Source organism: Shewanella sp. SP2S2-6, assembly GCF_031931965.1.
Taxonomy (GTDB): Bacteria; Pseudomonadota; Gammaproteobacteria; order Enterobacterales; family Shewanellaceae; genus Shewanella; species Shewanella baltica.
In genome coordinates, this window is the sequence record NZ_JAUOEQ010000059.1 from 1 (window position 1) to 15,558 (window position 15,558).

Annotated in this window: 11 protein-coding genes; all 11 read right to left on the reverse strand. The window is 46.1% G+C overall.

From position 1 onward, the window contains the following. Positions 1-107 precede the first annotated feature (107 nt). The 11 genes from fusA to secE all read right to left on the reverse strand — a co-directional run bounded on the left by fusA (position 108) and on the right by secE (position 15,345). The gene (fusA, locus tag Q4Q57_RS21620; RefSeq protein WP_311891988.1) at positions 108-2,204 is read right to left on the reverse strand and encodes an elongation factor G; all 2,097 of its coding nucleotides are present in this window, start codon (positions 2,202-2,204) and stop codon (positions 108-110) included. A 77-nt stretch (positions 2,205-2,281) separates the two neighbouring features. After that, positions 2,282-2,752: a 30S ribosomal protein S7 gene (rpsG, locus tag Q4Q57_RS21625; RefSeq protein ID WP_011787570.1), complete on the reverse strand. Its 471-nt coding sequence runs from the start codon at positions 2,750-2,752 to the stop codon at positions 2,282-2,284. Between the two features lie 81 nt (positions 2,753-2,833). Then, a complete protein-coding gene (rpsL, locus tag Q4Q57_RS21630) occupies positions 2,834-3,208 on the reverse strand; it encodes a 30S ribosomal protein S12 (protein WP_006083605.1) in 375 nt (124 codons plus the stop codon). Positions 3,209-3,387: 179 nt separating this feature from the next. Next, entirely contained in the window at positions 3,388-7,605 is a 4,218-nt protein-coding gene (gene rpoC, locus Q4Q57_RS21635; protein WP_220591697.1) for a DNA-directed RNA polymerase subunit beta', read from the reverse strand. Between the two features lie 84 nt (positions 7,606-7,689). Then, entirely contained in the window at positions 7,690-11,721 is a 4,032-nt protein-coding gene (gene rpoB / locus Q4Q57_RS21640) for a DNA-directed RNA polymerase subunit beta (RefSeq protein WP_311891989.1), read from the reverse strand. A 242-nt stretch (positions 11,722-11,963) separates the two neighbouring features. Next, a complete protein-coding gene (gene rplL / locus Q4Q57_RS21645) occupies positions 11,964-12,329 on the reverse strand; it encodes a 50S ribosomal protein L7/L12 (RefSeq protein ID WP_106648464.1) in 366 nt (121 codons plus the stop codon). A gap of 54 nt (positions 12,330-12,383) precedes the next feature. Continuing rightward, positions 12,384-12,884: a 50S ribosomal protein L10 gene (gene rplJ / locus Q4Q57_RS21650; RefSeq protein ID WP_006083609.1), complete on the reverse strand. Its 501-nt coding sequence runs from the start codon at positions 12,882-12,884 to the stop codon at positions 12,384-12,386. Positions 12,885-13,150: 266 nt separating this feature from the next. Further along, positions 13,151-13,852, reverse strand: coding sequence for a 50S ribosomal protein L1 (gene rplA / locus Q4Q57_RS21655; protein WP_106648466.1), 702 nt, complete (start codon positions 13,850-13,852; stop codon positions 13,151-13,153). Positions 13,853-13,856: 4 nt separating this feature from the next. Further along, positions 13,857-14,285: a 50S ribosomal protein L11 gene (gene rplK, locus Q4Q57_RS21660; RefSeq protein ID WP_006083611.1), complete on the reverse strand. Its 429-nt coding sequence runs from the start codon at positions 14,283-14,285 to the stop codon at positions 13,857-13,859. Positions 14,286-14,412: 127 nt separating this feature from the next. Continuing rightward, positions 14,413-14,964 (reverse strand): transcription termination/antitermination protein NusG, encoded by a 552-nt coding sequence (nusG, locus tag Q4Q57_RS21665; RefSeq protein WP_106648467.1) that lies wholly within the window; start codon positions 14,962-14,964, stop codon positions 14,413-14,415. Positions 14,965-14,973: 9 nt separating this feature from the next. Next, on the reverse strand, positions 14,974-15,345 hold the full coding sequence (gene secE / locus Q4Q57_RS21670) for a preprotein translocase subunit SecE (protein WP_006083613.1): 372 nt from the start codon (positions 15,343-15,345) through the stop codon (positions 14,974-14,976). Positions 15,346-15,558 lie beyond the last annotated feature (213 nt).

A 15,558-nucleotide genomic window follows, 5' to 3' on the forward strand; every position in this document is an offset into this window, starting at 1 on the left:
TGAGGCTTAATACGTTCAAATTTAGCTTTTGCCACGATATATTCCTTTCTTTTCAGAATAGTCCAGTCAGTGCTGGACCATAATAACATTTATGTCGTAACTGGATATTAGCTACGAGATTCAATAATCGCTTTTGCAATGTTTTGCGGTGCATCAGAGTACTTCAAGAACTCCATAGAGTATGAAGCGCGACCCTGAGTAGCAGAGCGCAAATCAGTTGCGTAACCAAACATTTCAGAAAGAGGCACTACAGCATGGACTATTTTGATGCCACCAAAGCCATCATCCATCCCCTCAATCAAGCCACGACGACGGTTTAAATCACCAACGACGTCACCCATATAATTTTCAGGGGTAGTTACTTCAACTTTCATGCAAGGTTCGAGCAACGCAGGGTTTGCTTCAAGCGCACCCTTTTTGAAGCCCATAGAACCTGCAATTTTGAACGCCATTTCATTCGAGTCCACATCATGATATGAACCGTCGAATAGAGTGACCTTCACGTCCAACACAGGGAAGCCAGCGAGAACGCCATTCTTCATCTGTTCTTGGATACCTTTATCAACCGCAGGAATGAATTCACGAGGAATCACACCTCCCACAACTGCATTGACAAATTCGTAACCAGCGCCTTCTTCATTAGGCTCTAGTTTTAACCAAACGTGACCGAATTGTCCACGACCACCTGATTGGCGTACAAATTTACCTTCAGCTTCTACTGACGCTCGGATAGTTTCGCGGTACGCCACTTGTGGCTTACCTACGTTACATTCAACACCAAATTCGCGACGCATACGGTCAACGATGATGTCTAAGTGTAACTCACCCATACCCGAAATCAGAGTTTGTGACGATTCTTCGTCAGTTTCAACTCGGAATGATGGATCTTCCGCTGCAAGCTTTTGCAACGCGATACCCATTTTATCCTGGTCGGCTTTTGACTTAGGCTCAACGGCAATGGTAATTACTGGCTCTGGGAACTCCATACGTTCCAAGATCACTCTATGATCGTTATCACAAAGCGTGTCCCCCGTAGTCACCTCTTTTAGACCAATAGCCGCTGCGATATCACCGGCACGCACTTCTTTCAGTTCAGTGCGATCGTTTGCATGCATTTGCACCATACGACCTACGCGTTCACGCTTCTGTTTAACAGAGTTGTAAACACCTGAACCTGATTCTAGTACGCCTGAGTACACGCGAATAAAGGTCAAAGTTCCTACGAATGGATCTGTAGCAATCTTAAATGCCAATGCAGCGAAAGGTGCATTGTCATCTGATGGGCGTTCTACTTCTTGGTCGTTCTCATCGATGCCCTTGATTGGAGGCACATCAATTGGCGCAGGCAAGAATTCAATAACCGCATCAAGTACCGCTTGAACGCCTTTGTTCTTAAATGCAGAACCACAAGTCGCTAAAACGATTTCATTATTTATAGTACGCTGACGTAGCGCCTTTTTAATTTCGTCTTCTGATAGCGTGCCTTCTTCAAGGTACTTATCCATCAGTTCATCCGAAGATTCGGCTGCTACTTCAACTAGATACTCATGCATTTCAGCCGCTTTAGCCGCTAACTCTGCAGGGATCTCCTCATGAGTGAAAGTCATACCCTGGTCTGATTCATTCCAGTTAATAGCTTTCATCTTAATTAAGTCGATCACACCTTTGAAGTTTTCTTCTGCGCCAACATTCAATTGAATAGGCACACAAGTGGCTCCAAGACGAGTTCTAATTTGCTTCACTACACGTTCAAAGTCAGCACCTGCACGGTCCATTTTGTTGACAAATACTAAGCGTGGAACGCGGTATTTATCAGCTTGACGCCACACTGTTTCTGACTGAGGTTCAACACCAGATGAACCACAGAAAACGACAACAGCGCCGTCGAGGACACGCAGAGACCGTTCAACTTCAATAGTAAAGTCAACGTGACCAGGGGTATCGATGATATTGATGCGGTGTTCAGTGAATTGAGCATCCATACCACGCCAGAATGTGGTTACCGCAGCCGAGGTGATAGTGATACCACGCTCTTGCTCTTGAACCATCCAGTCTGTGGTAGCGGCGCCGTCATGCACCTCACCGATTTTATGAGACAAACCGGTATAGAACAGAACACGTTCTGTTGTGGTGGTTTTACCTGCGTCAACATGAGCACAAATACCGATATTACGATAACGCTCAATTGGGGTTGTACGAGCCACTATTATACCCTCTCCACCAAGACCTAAGTCTTGGCAATATCAACAACATGGTGTGGGCCTAAGCCCACACCATCATATTACCAACGGTAATGAGCAAAGGCTTTGTTAGCTTCAGCCATGCGATGCACGTCTTCACGCTTCTTAACAGCAGTACCTTTGTTTTCAGACGCATCCAGCATTTCACCTGCTAGACGTAAAGCCATAGATTTTTCACCACGCTTACGAGCAGCTTCAACTAACCAGCGCATCGCCAGTGCGTTACGACGCACAGGACGAACTTCACATGGTACCTGGTACGTAGAACCACCAACGCGACGAGATTTAACTTCGACTGATGGGCGAACGTTGTCCAGGGCTGCTTCAAGGATAACTAAATGGTTTTCGCTTTTCTTTTCAGCGACAACATCTAGTGCCTTGTAAATAATTTTTTCTGCAGTCGACTTTTTGCCGTCTTGCATAATGACGTTGATGAACTTAGCCAGCAACTCACTGTGAAACTTTGGATCTGGTAGGATTTTACGTTGTCCTACAACGCGACGTCTTGGCATAACAATTCTCCGTATGCTTCAGGGATTTCCAAAACTGGAATTCTCAAAATAAAACTAGCTTGGCCTTACTTAACGGATAAGTTAAGACTTAGGACGCTTAGCACCGTATTTAGAACGGCTTTGGCGACGTGAAGTCACGCCTGCACAGTCTAATGCGCCACGAATAGTGTGATAACGCACACCTGGTAAGTCTTTAACACGACCACCACGGATTAAGATCACGCTATGTTCCTGCAGGTTGTGGCCTTCACCGCCGATGTACGAAGTTACTTCGAAACCGTTAGTTAGACGCACACGAGCTACTTTACGTAGTGCAGAGTTTGGTTTTTTAGGGGTAGTTGTGTACACACGTGTACAAACACCACGTTTTTGCGGGCACGCATTCAACGCAGGCACATTAGTCTTGTCGACTTTTGGCGCGCGTGGCTTACGTACCAACTGGTTTACAGTTGCCATGTATAGCTCCGAGTCAGTTGAATCAAACTCAACGATAAGGTGTGAAAAATCTATATCCCACAATGGTGGGACGCGGAATTTTAGAAAGGTAATGCCTGACTGTCAAGAAATAGCCAACTTTTGCGGCATATTCCAAGAAAAAAGGCGCCATAGGCGCCTTTTTATAACAAACTGATTACTTAATCTTGGCTACCAGCCAGGTTTAAGAGATCGGCCAAGTTCTGTTCGGCTTCACTTGCAGTGATCTTATTCACTACTACAGGTTCGTTTTTCTTCGCACGCGCTTCATTACGAGTCTTGTGATAAGCGTAACCGGTACCGGCTGGGATCAGTCGGCCAACGATAACGTTTTCTTTCAGACCACGTAATTGATCGCTCTTACCACCTACGGCAGCTTCGGTCAGTACGCGCGTGGTTTCTTGGAACGATGCTGCTGAGATAAAGGATTCTGTTGCCAGAGATGCTTTAGTAATACCCAGTAGTTCACGTTCAAAGGTCGCAGGCACTTTACCTTGGGCGATCAGTTCGCGGTTAGCGATCTTAACGCGTGACACTTCAGCTTGTTCCCCTTCAAGGAACTCAGTGTCACCGGCAGAAGTGATAAGACACTTACGCAGCATCTGACGGATGATCACTTCGATATGCTTATCGTTGATCTTCACGCCTTGCAGACGGTAAACGTCCTGTACTTCGTTCACAATGTAGTTAGCTACGTTGTGGATACCACGAAGACGCAGAATGTCGTGTGCCGCTTCTGGACCGTCAGCGATAACTTCACCACGTTCGACTTTTTCACCTTCGAACACGTTTAAGTTACGCCACTTAGGGATCATCTCTTCATAGTGATCGCCGCCATCAGCAGGTGTAATCACCAAACGACGCTTACCTTTGGTCTCTTTACCAAACGAGATAGTACCAGAGATTTCCGCCAGAATTGCAGGCTCTTTTGGCTTACGCGCTTCGAACAAGTCAGCAACGCGTGGCAGACCACCGGTGATGTCGCGTGTTTTAGACGATTCCTGAGGAATACGAGCTAAAGCGTCACCCACGTTGATTTGCGCGTTATCTTCTAAGTTAACGATCGCACTACCTGGTAAGAAGTACTGTGCTGGTACTTCAGTACCAGGGATCATTAAATCGCTACCGTTAGCGCCAAGCAGACGGATCATTGGGCGCATTTCTTTACCCGCAGTACCACGCTGACCAACGTCAAGGATCACGATTGATGACAGACCCGTTAGTTCGTCTGTTTGACGTGTCATAGTAACACCGTCAATCATGTCTACGAACTTGATACTACCCGCCACTTCAGAAATGATTGGGTGAGTATGTGGATCCCAGTTAGCGATAACATCGCCCGCTTCAACAGCGGCTTCTTCTAGCTTCTCGAGCACAGTACCGTATGGCACTTTATAACGCTCTTTCTCACGACCCAGCTCGTCAATAACGGCCAGTTCAGAAGAACGAGAAACGATAACCAGTTTGCCGTCACTGTTAGTAACATGCTTAGCATTATGCAGTTTCAATGAACCCGAGTTTTTCACTTGGACATTGTTTTCTGCAGACGCTCTCGATGCCGCACCACCGATGTGGAACGTACGCATCGTTAACTGTGTACCTGGTTCACCGATAGATTGTGCTGCCACAACACCGATGGCTTCACCGTGGTTAATAATATGACCACGAGCCAAGTCACGACCGTAACAAGCTGCACACACACCGAAATCGGTATCACAAGAAATTACAGAACGTACAATCACTTCGTCGATTGAATGCTCTTCTAACTTGTCACACCATGCTTCGTCGAGTAGCGTGTTACGTGGTGCGAGTACGTCTTCAGTGCCTGGATAGAACACATCAATCGCAACTACACGACCCAGTACGCGTTCACGTAACGGCTCAACCACATCACCACCTTCAATCAGCGGTTTCATGGTTAGACCTTCGTGAGTACCACAATCGTCTTCGATAACCACTAAATCTTGTGCAACGTCTACAAGACGACGAGTCAGGTAACCCGAGTTCGCTGTCTTCAATGCCGTATCGGCTAGACCTTTACGCGCACCGTGAGTAGAAATAAAGTACTGGAGTACGTTTAGACCTTCACGGAAGTTAGCGGTAATTGGCGTTTCGATGATTGAGCCGTCTGGCTTAGCCATCAGACCACGCATACCCGCCAACTGACGGATCTGTGCGGCACTACCACGAGCGCCTGAGTCAGCCATCATATAGATGCTGTTAAACGAGGCTTGTTTCTCTTCAACACCATCACGGTTAATCACTGTCTCAGTTGACAGGTTTTCCATCATAGCTTTAGAAACTTTTTCGTTGGCACTTGCCCAGATATCGATAACTTTGTTGTAACGCTCACCCGCTGTTACGAGACCAGATTGGAACTGCTCTTGAATTTCAAGAACTTCCGCTTCTGCATCAGCAACTAAGGTGTATTTCTCGTCTGGAATAACCATGTCATCGATACCGACAGAGGCACCAGAGATGGTTGCAAAACGGAAACCGGTATACATCAATTGGTCAGCGAAGATAACAGTATCTTTCAGACCCAGTTGACGATAACAGGTGTTCAACAGTTTAGAGATCTGCTTTTTGCCCATGTTCTGGTTAACCAGATCAAATGACAAACCTGCTGGCAGAATCAATGACAGCAGAGCACGACCCACAGTCGTATCTACGATACGGCGTTGTTCAGTACGCTCACCTGCGTCACCAATAATGGTTTCAGTGATACGCACTTTAACGCGTGCATGCAGTTCAGCAGCGCCAGTTGCATAAGCTTTTTCAACTTCAGCAACAGACATAAAGTACATACCTTCACCACGGCCGTTAATACGCTCACGGCTGGTGTAGTACAGACCCAATACCACGTCTTGAGACGGGGTGATAACAGGCTCGCCGTTGGCTGGTGACAGGATGTTGTTGGTAGACATCATCAGGGCACGGGCTTCAAGCTGCGCTTCCAGTGTTAACGGTACGTGTACCGCCATTTGGTCACCGTCGAAGTCGGCGTTGTATGCCGCACAAACGAGTGGGTGTAACTGGATGGCTTTACCTTCAATCAGTACTGGTTCGAACGCTTGAATACCCAGTCTGTGCAGTGTTGGTGCACGGTTGAGCATCACTGGATGTTCGCGGATCACTTCATCCAGAACGTCCCAAACTTCCGCCACTTCACGCTCAACCATCTTCTTAGCCGCTTTGATGGTAGTAGCTAAGCCACGACCTTCCAGCTTGCCATAGATGAATGGCTTGAACAGTTCCAGTGCCATCTTCTTAGGAAGACCACATTGGTGCAGACGTAGAGTAGGACCTACGGTAATGACCGAACGACCAGAATAGTCAACGCGCTTACCCAACAAGTTCTGACGGAAACGACCTTGCTTACCTTTGATCATATCAGCCAAAGATTTCAGAGGACGCTTGTTAGAACCGGTAATAGCACGACCACGACGACCGTTATCTAATAGCGCATCAACAGACTCTTGTAACATACGCTTTTCGTTGCGTACGATAATGTCTGGCGCAGCTAAATCTAACAGACGCTTCAAACGGTTGTTACGGTTGATCACGCGGCGATACAGGTCGTTAAGATCTGAAGTCGCGAAGCGGCCGCCATCGAGCGGAACCAACGGACGTAAGTCAGGTGGTAACACAGGCAGTACTTTTAAGATCATCCACTCAGGCTTGTTGCCTGAAGTGTAGAATGCTTCCATCAACTTAAGACGTTTAGTCACTTTCTTGCGACGAGTCTCAGAGTTGATTGAAGGCAATTCTTCACGCATTTGTTCGATTTCTTTCGCTAAATCGATAGCACGTAACAGTTCAAGTACTGCTTCGGCACCCATTTTAGCTTCGAACTCATCACCGTATTCTTCTAATGCATCCAGATAAGTTTCTTCTGTCAGCATTTGGCCACGTTCAAGGCTGGTCATGCCAGGCTCGATCACGACAAATGATTCAAAATACAGTACGCGTTCGATATCACGCAGCGTCATATCCAGCATTAAGCCAATACGTGACGGCAGTGATTTTAAGAACCAAATGTGCGCAACTGGGCTAGCCAGTTCGATGTGACCCATACGCTCACGACGTACTTTAGTTTGGGTTACTTCAACGCCACACTTTTCACAAATAACACCACGGTGCTTCAAACGTTTGTACTTACCGCACAAACATTCGTAATCTTTGACTGGGCCAAAGATACGCGCACAGAACAGACCTTCACGCTCAGGCTTGAAGGTACGGTAGTTGATGGTTTCTGGCTTCTTAACTTCACCAAAAGACCAAGAACGGATCAGATCAGGCGATGCCAGACCAATTTTGATGCCGTTAAATTCTTCAGTCTTGCTTTGCTGTTTCAGAAACTTTAATAAGTCTTTCACGTTTCTCTCCTGAAGGAGTTAAACCGGGTGCTCCGCTCGCACGGAGCACCATTCTGTTTGCCAAACGCGGCTAAAGGCCTGCGCTTATGCCTGATCCAACTCGATATTAATACCGAGTGAACGGATCTCCTTCAGTAACACGTTGAAGGACTCTGGCATGCCAGGTTGCATCTGATGGTTACCGTCGACGATGTTCTTATACATCTGAGTACGACCGTTAACGTCATCCGATTTAACGGTGAGCATTTCTTGAAGCGTATAAGCGGCACCGTATGCTTCTAGTGCCCACACTTCCATCTCACCGAAACGCTGACCACCGAACTGAGCTTTACCGCCCAGTGGTTGTTGAGTCACTAAGCTGTACGAACCGGTTGAACGGGCGTGCATCTTGTCATCAACTAAGTGGTTCAGTTTGAGCATGTACATGTAACCAACAGTTACTTGACGCTCAAATTCGTTACCGGTACGACCATCAAACAACTTCAACTGACCAGAGGTTGGCAAACCTGCAAGTTCAAGCATCTGCTTGATCTCTTTCTCTTTAGCACCGTCGAATGCAGGAGTTGCAATCGGGATACCGCCTTTCAGGTTAGTCGCAAGACGTAATACTTCATCATCAGTGAATGAATCGATATCGACGCGCTGCTGCACTTCGTCACCTAATTCATAAACTTGCTTGATGTAGCCACGAACTTCAGCCAGCTCGCGCTGTTCTTCAAGCATCGCAGTGATCTTGTTACCAATGCCTTTGGCAGCGGCGCCCATATGGACTTCAAGTACCTGACCAATGTTCATACGTGATGGAACACCTAGCGGGTTCAATACGATGTCTACTGGGTTACCTTGTTCGTCATACGGCATGTCTTCGATTGGGCAAATCTTAGAGATAACACCCTTGTTACCGTGACGACCCGCCATCTTGTCACCAGGTTGGATAGTACGCTTAACCGCTAAGTAAACCTTAACGATCTTCAGTACGCCTGGAGCCAAGTCATCACCTTGGGTGATCTTGCGACGTTTGATTTCAAACTTCTTATCGAAGTCAGCTTTCAGCTCTTCATGCTGTTCAGCTAATTGCTCAAGTTCAGTTTGTTTTGCTTCATCGTCAATGACTTGAACCAATACATCTTTACGTGGCAACGCAGCAATTTGCGCGTCAGTGAAACCAGCACCGATTAACAGGTTACGCGCACGGCTCAATACACCTTCTTCAAGGATCTTGAACTCTTCGCCTAAGTCTTTACGAGCTTGGGCAATGTGCATCTCTTCGATTTCAACTGCACGCTTGTCTTTTTCAACGCCGTCACGGGTAAATACCTGAACGTCGATGATAGTGCCCTTAACAGAGTTAGGAACACGCAGTGAACTGTCTTTAACGTCAGACGCTTTCTCACCAAAGATAGCACGGAGTAACTTCTCTTCTGGCGTCAGCTGTGTTTCGCCTTTTGGCGTCACTTTACCAACCAGAATATCGCCACCCTTCACTTCTGCACCAATGTAAACGATACCTGACTCGTCGAGTTTCGACAGAGCAGACTCACCAACGTTTGGAATATCAGCTGTGATTTCTTCGCTACCCAACTTTGTATCACGAGCGATACAAGACAGCTCCTGAATGTGGATAGTGGTGAAACGATCTTCTTGCGCAACGCGCTCAGAAATTAAGATCGAGTCTTCGAAGTTGTAACCGTTCCAAGGCATGAACGCGATACGCATGTTCTGGCCAAGGGCTAAATCACCTAAGTCAGTAGACGGACCGTCTGCTAACACGTCACCGCGAACCACTGGCTCACCAACAGCACAACAAGGGCGTTGGTTGATACAAGTGTTTTGGTTAGAACGGGTGTACTTAGTCAGGTTATAAATGTCGATACCGGCTTCGCCTGGGCGCAGCTCATCTTCATTTACTTTAACAACGATACGGCTCGCATCAACGTAGTCAATGAAGCCACCACGCTTAGCAACAACCACAACACCTGAGTCAACAGCGAGTGTACGTTCAATACCAGTACCTACTAGCGGCTTTTCAGAGCGCAGTGTTGGTACGGCTTGACGTTGCATGTTCGCACCCATCAATGCACGGTTAGCATCATCGTGTTCTAAGAACGGGATGAGCGATGCAGCAACTGAAATGATCTGTTGTGGCGAAACGTCCATATACTGGATGTCAGCAGCGCGCATAAAGGTAGATTCACCTTTATGACGACAAGCAATTTGCTCTTCTGCCATACGACCGTTCGCATCAATTTCAATGTTCGCCTGTGCAATCACATAACGACCTTCTTCGATTGCTGACAAGTATTCCACTTCGTCAGTAATCACGCCGTCGATAACCTTGCGGTATGGCGTTTCTAGGAAGCCGTATGAGTTAGTACGGGCAAAGCTTGCTAATGAGTTGATTAGACCAATGTTTGGACCTTCAGGGGTCTCAATTGGACATAAACGACCATAATGCGTTGGATGTACGTCGCGGACTTCGAAGCCTGCACGTTCACGAGTCAAACCACCGGGGCCAAGAGCAGAAATACGACGCTTATGCGTTACTTCTGATAGCGGGTTGTTTTGGTCCATGAATTGTGACAACTGAGAAGAACCGAAGAACTCTTTCACTGCCGCAGAAATTGGCTTAGCGTTAATCAAGTCTTGTGGCATCAGCTCGTTCAGATCGCCTAAAGATAGACGTTCACGCACGGCGCGCTCAACACGGACTAAACCTACGCGGAATTGGTTTTCAGCCATTTCACCGACGCTACGAATACGACGGTTGCCTAAGTGATCGATATCATCGACTTCGTCGAAACCGTTACGGATATGAATGATATTCTTCATTACCGCGACGATGTCTTCTTTAGACAATACACCGCTACCTTCGTCATCAGGAATGCTGAGACGACGGTTGAACTTCATACGACCGACTTTAGACAGGTCATAACGCTCTTCGCTGAAGAACAAGTTCTGGAATAGTGCTTCGGCAGCATCTTTGGTTGGTGGCTCGCCAGGACGCATCATACGATAGATTTCAACCAGTGCTTCTAAGCGATTAGTGGTTGAATCGATACGCAGCGTATCTGAAATATAAGCACCATGATCTAGCTCGTTGATATACAAGGTGCTGAGTTCTTTAATACCGGCCAAAGATAATTTAGCCAAATCTTCTAAGCTAATTTCACTGTTGGCAGAGACTAAAACTTCACCTGTATCCGGATCGATATAATCCTGAGCAGCATATTTGCCCACGATATATTCAACTGGCACTTCGAGCTCAGTGGTATTGGTTTTTTCTAATTGGCGAATGTGGCGCGCAGTGATACGACGACCGGCTTCAACCAATACAGAACCTTCAGCATCCTTGATGTCATAGCTGGCAGTTTCGCCACGCAGACGCTCAGGAACCAAAGCCATAACCAGAGTATCTTTCTTGATCTTGAACTCAACGCGTTCAAAGAACAGATCGAGGATCTCTTGAGTAGAATATTCTAATGCACGTAACATGATGGTCGCAGGCAATTTGCGGCGACGGTCAATACGCACAAATAGTGCATCTTTAGGATCGAATTCAAAGTCAAGCCATGAACCACGGTAAGGAATAATACGTGCGTTATACAGCACCTTACCTGATGAGTGGGTTTTACCACGGTCATGATCAAAGAACACGCCTGGAGAACGGTGTAATTGAGATACGATTACACGCTCAGTACCGTTGATAACAAAAGTACCGTTATCCGTCATCAATGGGATATCACCCATGTAGACTTCTTGTTCTTTAATATCTTTTACTGTGCCCGCCGCTGCTTCACGGTCATACAACACCATGCGTAATTTAACGCGTAGTGGTGCTGAGTACGTAACACCACGGATCTGACACTCTTTCACATCAAAAACAGGCTCGCCAAGCTTATAGCTGACGTATTGCAGTTCTGAATTACCAGAAAAGCTCTTGATGGGAAAAACGCTACGGAAGGCGGCTTCTAAACCGCGCTCACCGGTAGGATCTTGATCGGTGAACTTCTTAAAAGAGTCTAGCTGGATAGACAATAAATAAGGGATATCCAAAACTTTTGGACGCTTACCAAAGTCTTTGCGAATACGCTTCTTTTCAGAATAGGAGTAAACCATGGGTTTCCTCTGCTTACGAGATGTGACCAAGACTGAATAAATAACTTATGTTATTAAATTCAGCACGTTTGCCCATCACCGTTGATGGCAAGAACCTAACCAGTAATCTCTGCTAGGGACTGCAAAATTTGGCGACAAACGGTGAAAAAAAATCGCCAGCGCATATAGCGCAAAAAAGGCCGACGGTTAAAAAACCGCCAGCCTCCACCCAAGTGGCTTGGGTGAGCAAGCTAAATAATAGCTTACTTGATTTCTACAGAAGCACCAGCTTCAGTAAGTTCTTTCTTCAGAGCTTCAGCTTCTTCTTTAGAAACGCCTTCTTTAACTGCTACTGGAGCAGCTTCAGACATAGCTTTAGCTTCTTTCAGGCCTAAACCTGTTGCGCCACGGATTGCTTTAATAACAGCAACTTTGTTGTCGCCGTGAGCAGTCAGGATTACGTTGAATTCTGTTTGTTCTTCAACAACAGCAGCTTCAGCGCCACCAGAAACAACAGCAGCAGCGGCAGAAACGCCGAACTTCTCTTCCATTGCTTCGATCAGTTCAACAACTTCCATTACAGACATAGCTGCAAAGGCTTCTAAGATTTGGTCTTTAGTGATAGACATAACAAATGTTTCCTATTGTTCTGAATTCAATTTTATTAAGCAGCCAGCTTGAAATTAAGCGGCTTCTTGTTTTTGATCGCGCAGGGCGGCCAGTGTACGAACGAACTTGCCAGCAGATGCTTCTTTCATAGTCATCATTAACTGAGCTAGTGCTTCTTCGTATGTTGGCAGTTTCGCCAAACGATCAATTTCAGCTGCAGGGATGAAATTCCCTTCAAAGGCTGCGCCTTTAACTTCGAAGTTAGCTTGTTCTTTAGCAAAGTCTTTTAACAGACGTGCTGCAGCACCTGGGTGCTCTAAAGAAAAAGCAATCAAAGTTGGGCCAGTGAACGTTTCTGCTAGGCACTCAAAAGCTGTACCTTCAACAGCACGACGAGCCAATGTGTTACGTACTACACGTACATATACACCAGCTTCGCGAGCTTTTTTACGCAGACCGGTCATAGCACCTACAGTCACACCGCGAGAATCAGCGGCAACTGCAGATAGCGCACCTTTGGCAGCTTCGTTGACTTCAGCAACAATCGCTTTTTTGTCTTCGAGTCTTAATGCCATTGGCTTTACTCCTGGATTCTACCTAGGGTATTCCCTAGTATTTACCATACTAAATACTTATGTATTTAGTGACTTACGGTGCAGATTATCCAGTAAAAAAATTTAGCTGGGGCCTGACACCGTCTACGCAGGAAATTAAGTTATTTTTACAAAAAACACCTGCGGTCTTGGACGGAAACCTGAGTTACAACCAATTAAACGGCGATAAAACAGGCTTCAACCCACAAAGTGCGCGCATTATAGATTAATACGCTCACCTTGTAAAATTATATGGTTGTCTCAAGCGTAGCTTGATCAACTGCAACACCTGCACCCATAGTGGTAGAGATGCTAACCTTTTTCACGTATACACCTTTAGCAACTGCAGGCTTAGCCTTTTTCAGTGCAGAGATCAACGCTTCCAAGTTTTCTTTCAATTGAACTGGTGTGAAATCCACTTTACCGATAGTAGTGTGGATAATACCGTTCTTGTCGTTACGGTAACGAACTTGACCAGCCTTGGCATTCTTAACAGCTTCAGCAACGTTTGGTGTTACTGTACCTGTTTTAGGGTTAGGCATTAAACCACGTGGGCCTAAGATTTGACCTAACATACCAACAACGCGCATTGCATCTGGAGATGCGATAACCACGTCGAAGTTCATTTCACCGGCTTTGATTTGCTCAGCCAGATCATCCATACCAACTAGCTCAGCACCAGCAGCTTTTGCCGCTTCAGCATTTGCACCTTGTGTAAATACTGCAACGCGAACGTCACGACCAGTACCGTGTGGCAACACTGTTGCACCACGAACGTTTTGGTCAGATTTACGTGGGTCGATACCCAGGTTAACTGCTACGTCTACACTTTCAACGAATTTTGCAGTTGCTAATTCTTTTAACAGAGCAACAGCTTCGTTGATATCGTAGCTTTTAGTACCGTCAACTTTTTCGCGAATTACGCGCATGCGTTTAGTTAGCTTTGCCATTATATTAATCCTCTACAACCAAACCCATTGAACGCGCAGTACCTTCGATTGAGCGAGTCATCGCTTCAATGTCAGCACCAGTCATATCGGCAGCTTTAAGTTCAGCAATTTCTTGAACTTTAGCGCGTGCGATAGTACCCACTTTCTGAGTGTTTGGACGTGGAGAACCTGATTTCAGGCCTGCAGCAGTCTTCAGTAAGTAAGACGCTGGAGAAGTCTTAGTTTCAAAAGTGAATGAACGGTCACTGTATACAGTGATCACGACAGGAATAGGCATGCCTTTTTCCATTTTTTCTGTACGGGCGTTAAACGCTTTACAGAATTCCATGATGTTCACACCTTTTTGACCCAAAGCTGGACCAACTGGTGGTGACGGGTTCGCAGAACCTGATTTTACTTGTAGCTTAATATAAGCATCAATCTTCTTTGCCATCTGACATTTCCTCAGTTTGGGTTCAAACGCGCATCAGCGACATGCTGACGTGCTCCCCCGAAAACAACGGGGACGGATTATATAGAAACTCGCCCCCGTTGCCAAACGGATTTTGTATTTTATTTAATCAGCCTTTTTCAACTTGACTAAAGTCAAGTTCAACTGGCGTAGAACGACCAAAGATCATTACTGATACTTTTACGCGGCTCTTGTCATAATCCACTTCCTCAACGGTACCGTTGAAGTCAGCAAATGGACCATCACACACACGCACCACTTCACCAGGCTCGAAGATAGTTCTATGAGTCGGTGACGCTGTCGTTTCTTGTAAGCGACGCAGAATTGCATCCGCTTCTTTATCGGAAATTGGGGCAGGACGATCAGAGGTTCCGCCAATAAAGCCTAAAACACGCGGGATGCTTTTGACTAAATGCCAGCTGTCATCGTTCATTTCCATCTGGACTAACACATAGCCAGGGAAAAACTTACGTTCGCTCTTACGACGCTGACCTGCACGCATTTCAACGACTTCTTCAGTCGGGACCAATACTTCGCCGAAGTATTCTTCCATGCCGTGCATCTTAATGTATTCAATCAGTGACTTACAAACTCGGCCTTCATAGCCTGAGAATGCCTGCACTACATACCATCTTTTTTTAGCTTCTTTAGCTTCAGTCATTCGAGGTGCCTATACGCCAGTGATAAAATTGACAATTCGCATTAACACAGCATCCATACCCCAAAGGATAAGAGCTAAGATACCTGTTGCTGCAAGGACAATAAAAGTGGTGTTTAGTGCTTCTTGACGCGTCGGCCATACAACCTTGCGCACTTCGATATGCGCTTCACGGGCAAAAGCTAACGCTTTTTTACCTTTTACAGTCTGAAGCGCAATAAAACCAGCAATAGCGAATGCAACGATAACACTAAGCGCACGTATTACGGCACTGGCTTCGCTATACATTTGATTGCCAATAACAGCAGCGGCTAGTAATACAATCACTAAACCCCACTTCACGATATCCAGAGAATTGTTCTGGTTTTCAGTATTTGTTGTCATCGGTTTTTCCGTTACTCAATACGGCCTGAGCTTAGAGCACATTAATTGACGGGCATAATTCCCACATCATACTCTGCATTTCCGAACACCCTTAGAAACGCAAAATAGCATAAGCTCAGGGTCAAAAATCGGCCATAGATTGTATTCTTATTCGACTTTGTAAGCAAGGATGCGAATCCCATGCAATCCACAAAACCTGTGAAATAATCCACT

Excerpts from the sequence above, each read along its gene's own strand:
- rpsG (WP_011787570.1), bottom strand. The coding sequence starts at position 2,752 with ATGCCAAGACGTCGCGTTGTAGGACAACGTAAAATCCTACCAGATCCA.
- rpsL (WP_006083605.1), bottom strand. The coding sequence starts at position 3,208 with ATGGCAACTGTAAACCAGTTGGTACGTAAGCCACGCGCGCCAAAAGTC.
- rpoB (WP_311891989.1), bottom strand. The coding sequence starts at position 11,721 with ATGGTTTACTCCTATTCTGAAAAGAAGCGTATTCGCAAAGACTTTGGT.
- rplL (WP_106648464.1), bottom strand. The coding sequence starts at position 12,329 with ATGTCTATCACTAAAGACCAAATCTTAGAAGCCTTTGCAGCTATGTCT.
- rplJ (WP_006083609.1), bottom strand. The coding sequence starts at position 12,884 with ATGGCATTAAGACTCGAAGACAAAAAAGCGATTGTTGCTGAAGTCAAC.
- rplA (WP_106648466.1), bottom strand. The coding sequence starts at position 13,852 with ATGGCAAAGCTAACTAAACGCATGCGCGTAATTCGCGAAAAAGTTGAC.
- rplK (WP_006083611.1), bottom strand. The coding sequence starts at position 14,285 with ATGGCAAAGAAGATTGATGCTTATATTAAGCTACAAGTAAAATCAGGT.
- nusG (WP_106648467.1), bottom strand. The coding sequence starts at position 14,964 with ATGACTGAAGCTAAAGAAGCTAAAAAAAGATGGTATGTAGTGCAGGCA.
- secE (WP_006083613.1), bottom strand. The coding sequence starts at position 15,345 with ATGACAACAAATACTGAAAACCAGAACAATTCTCTGGATATCGTGAAG.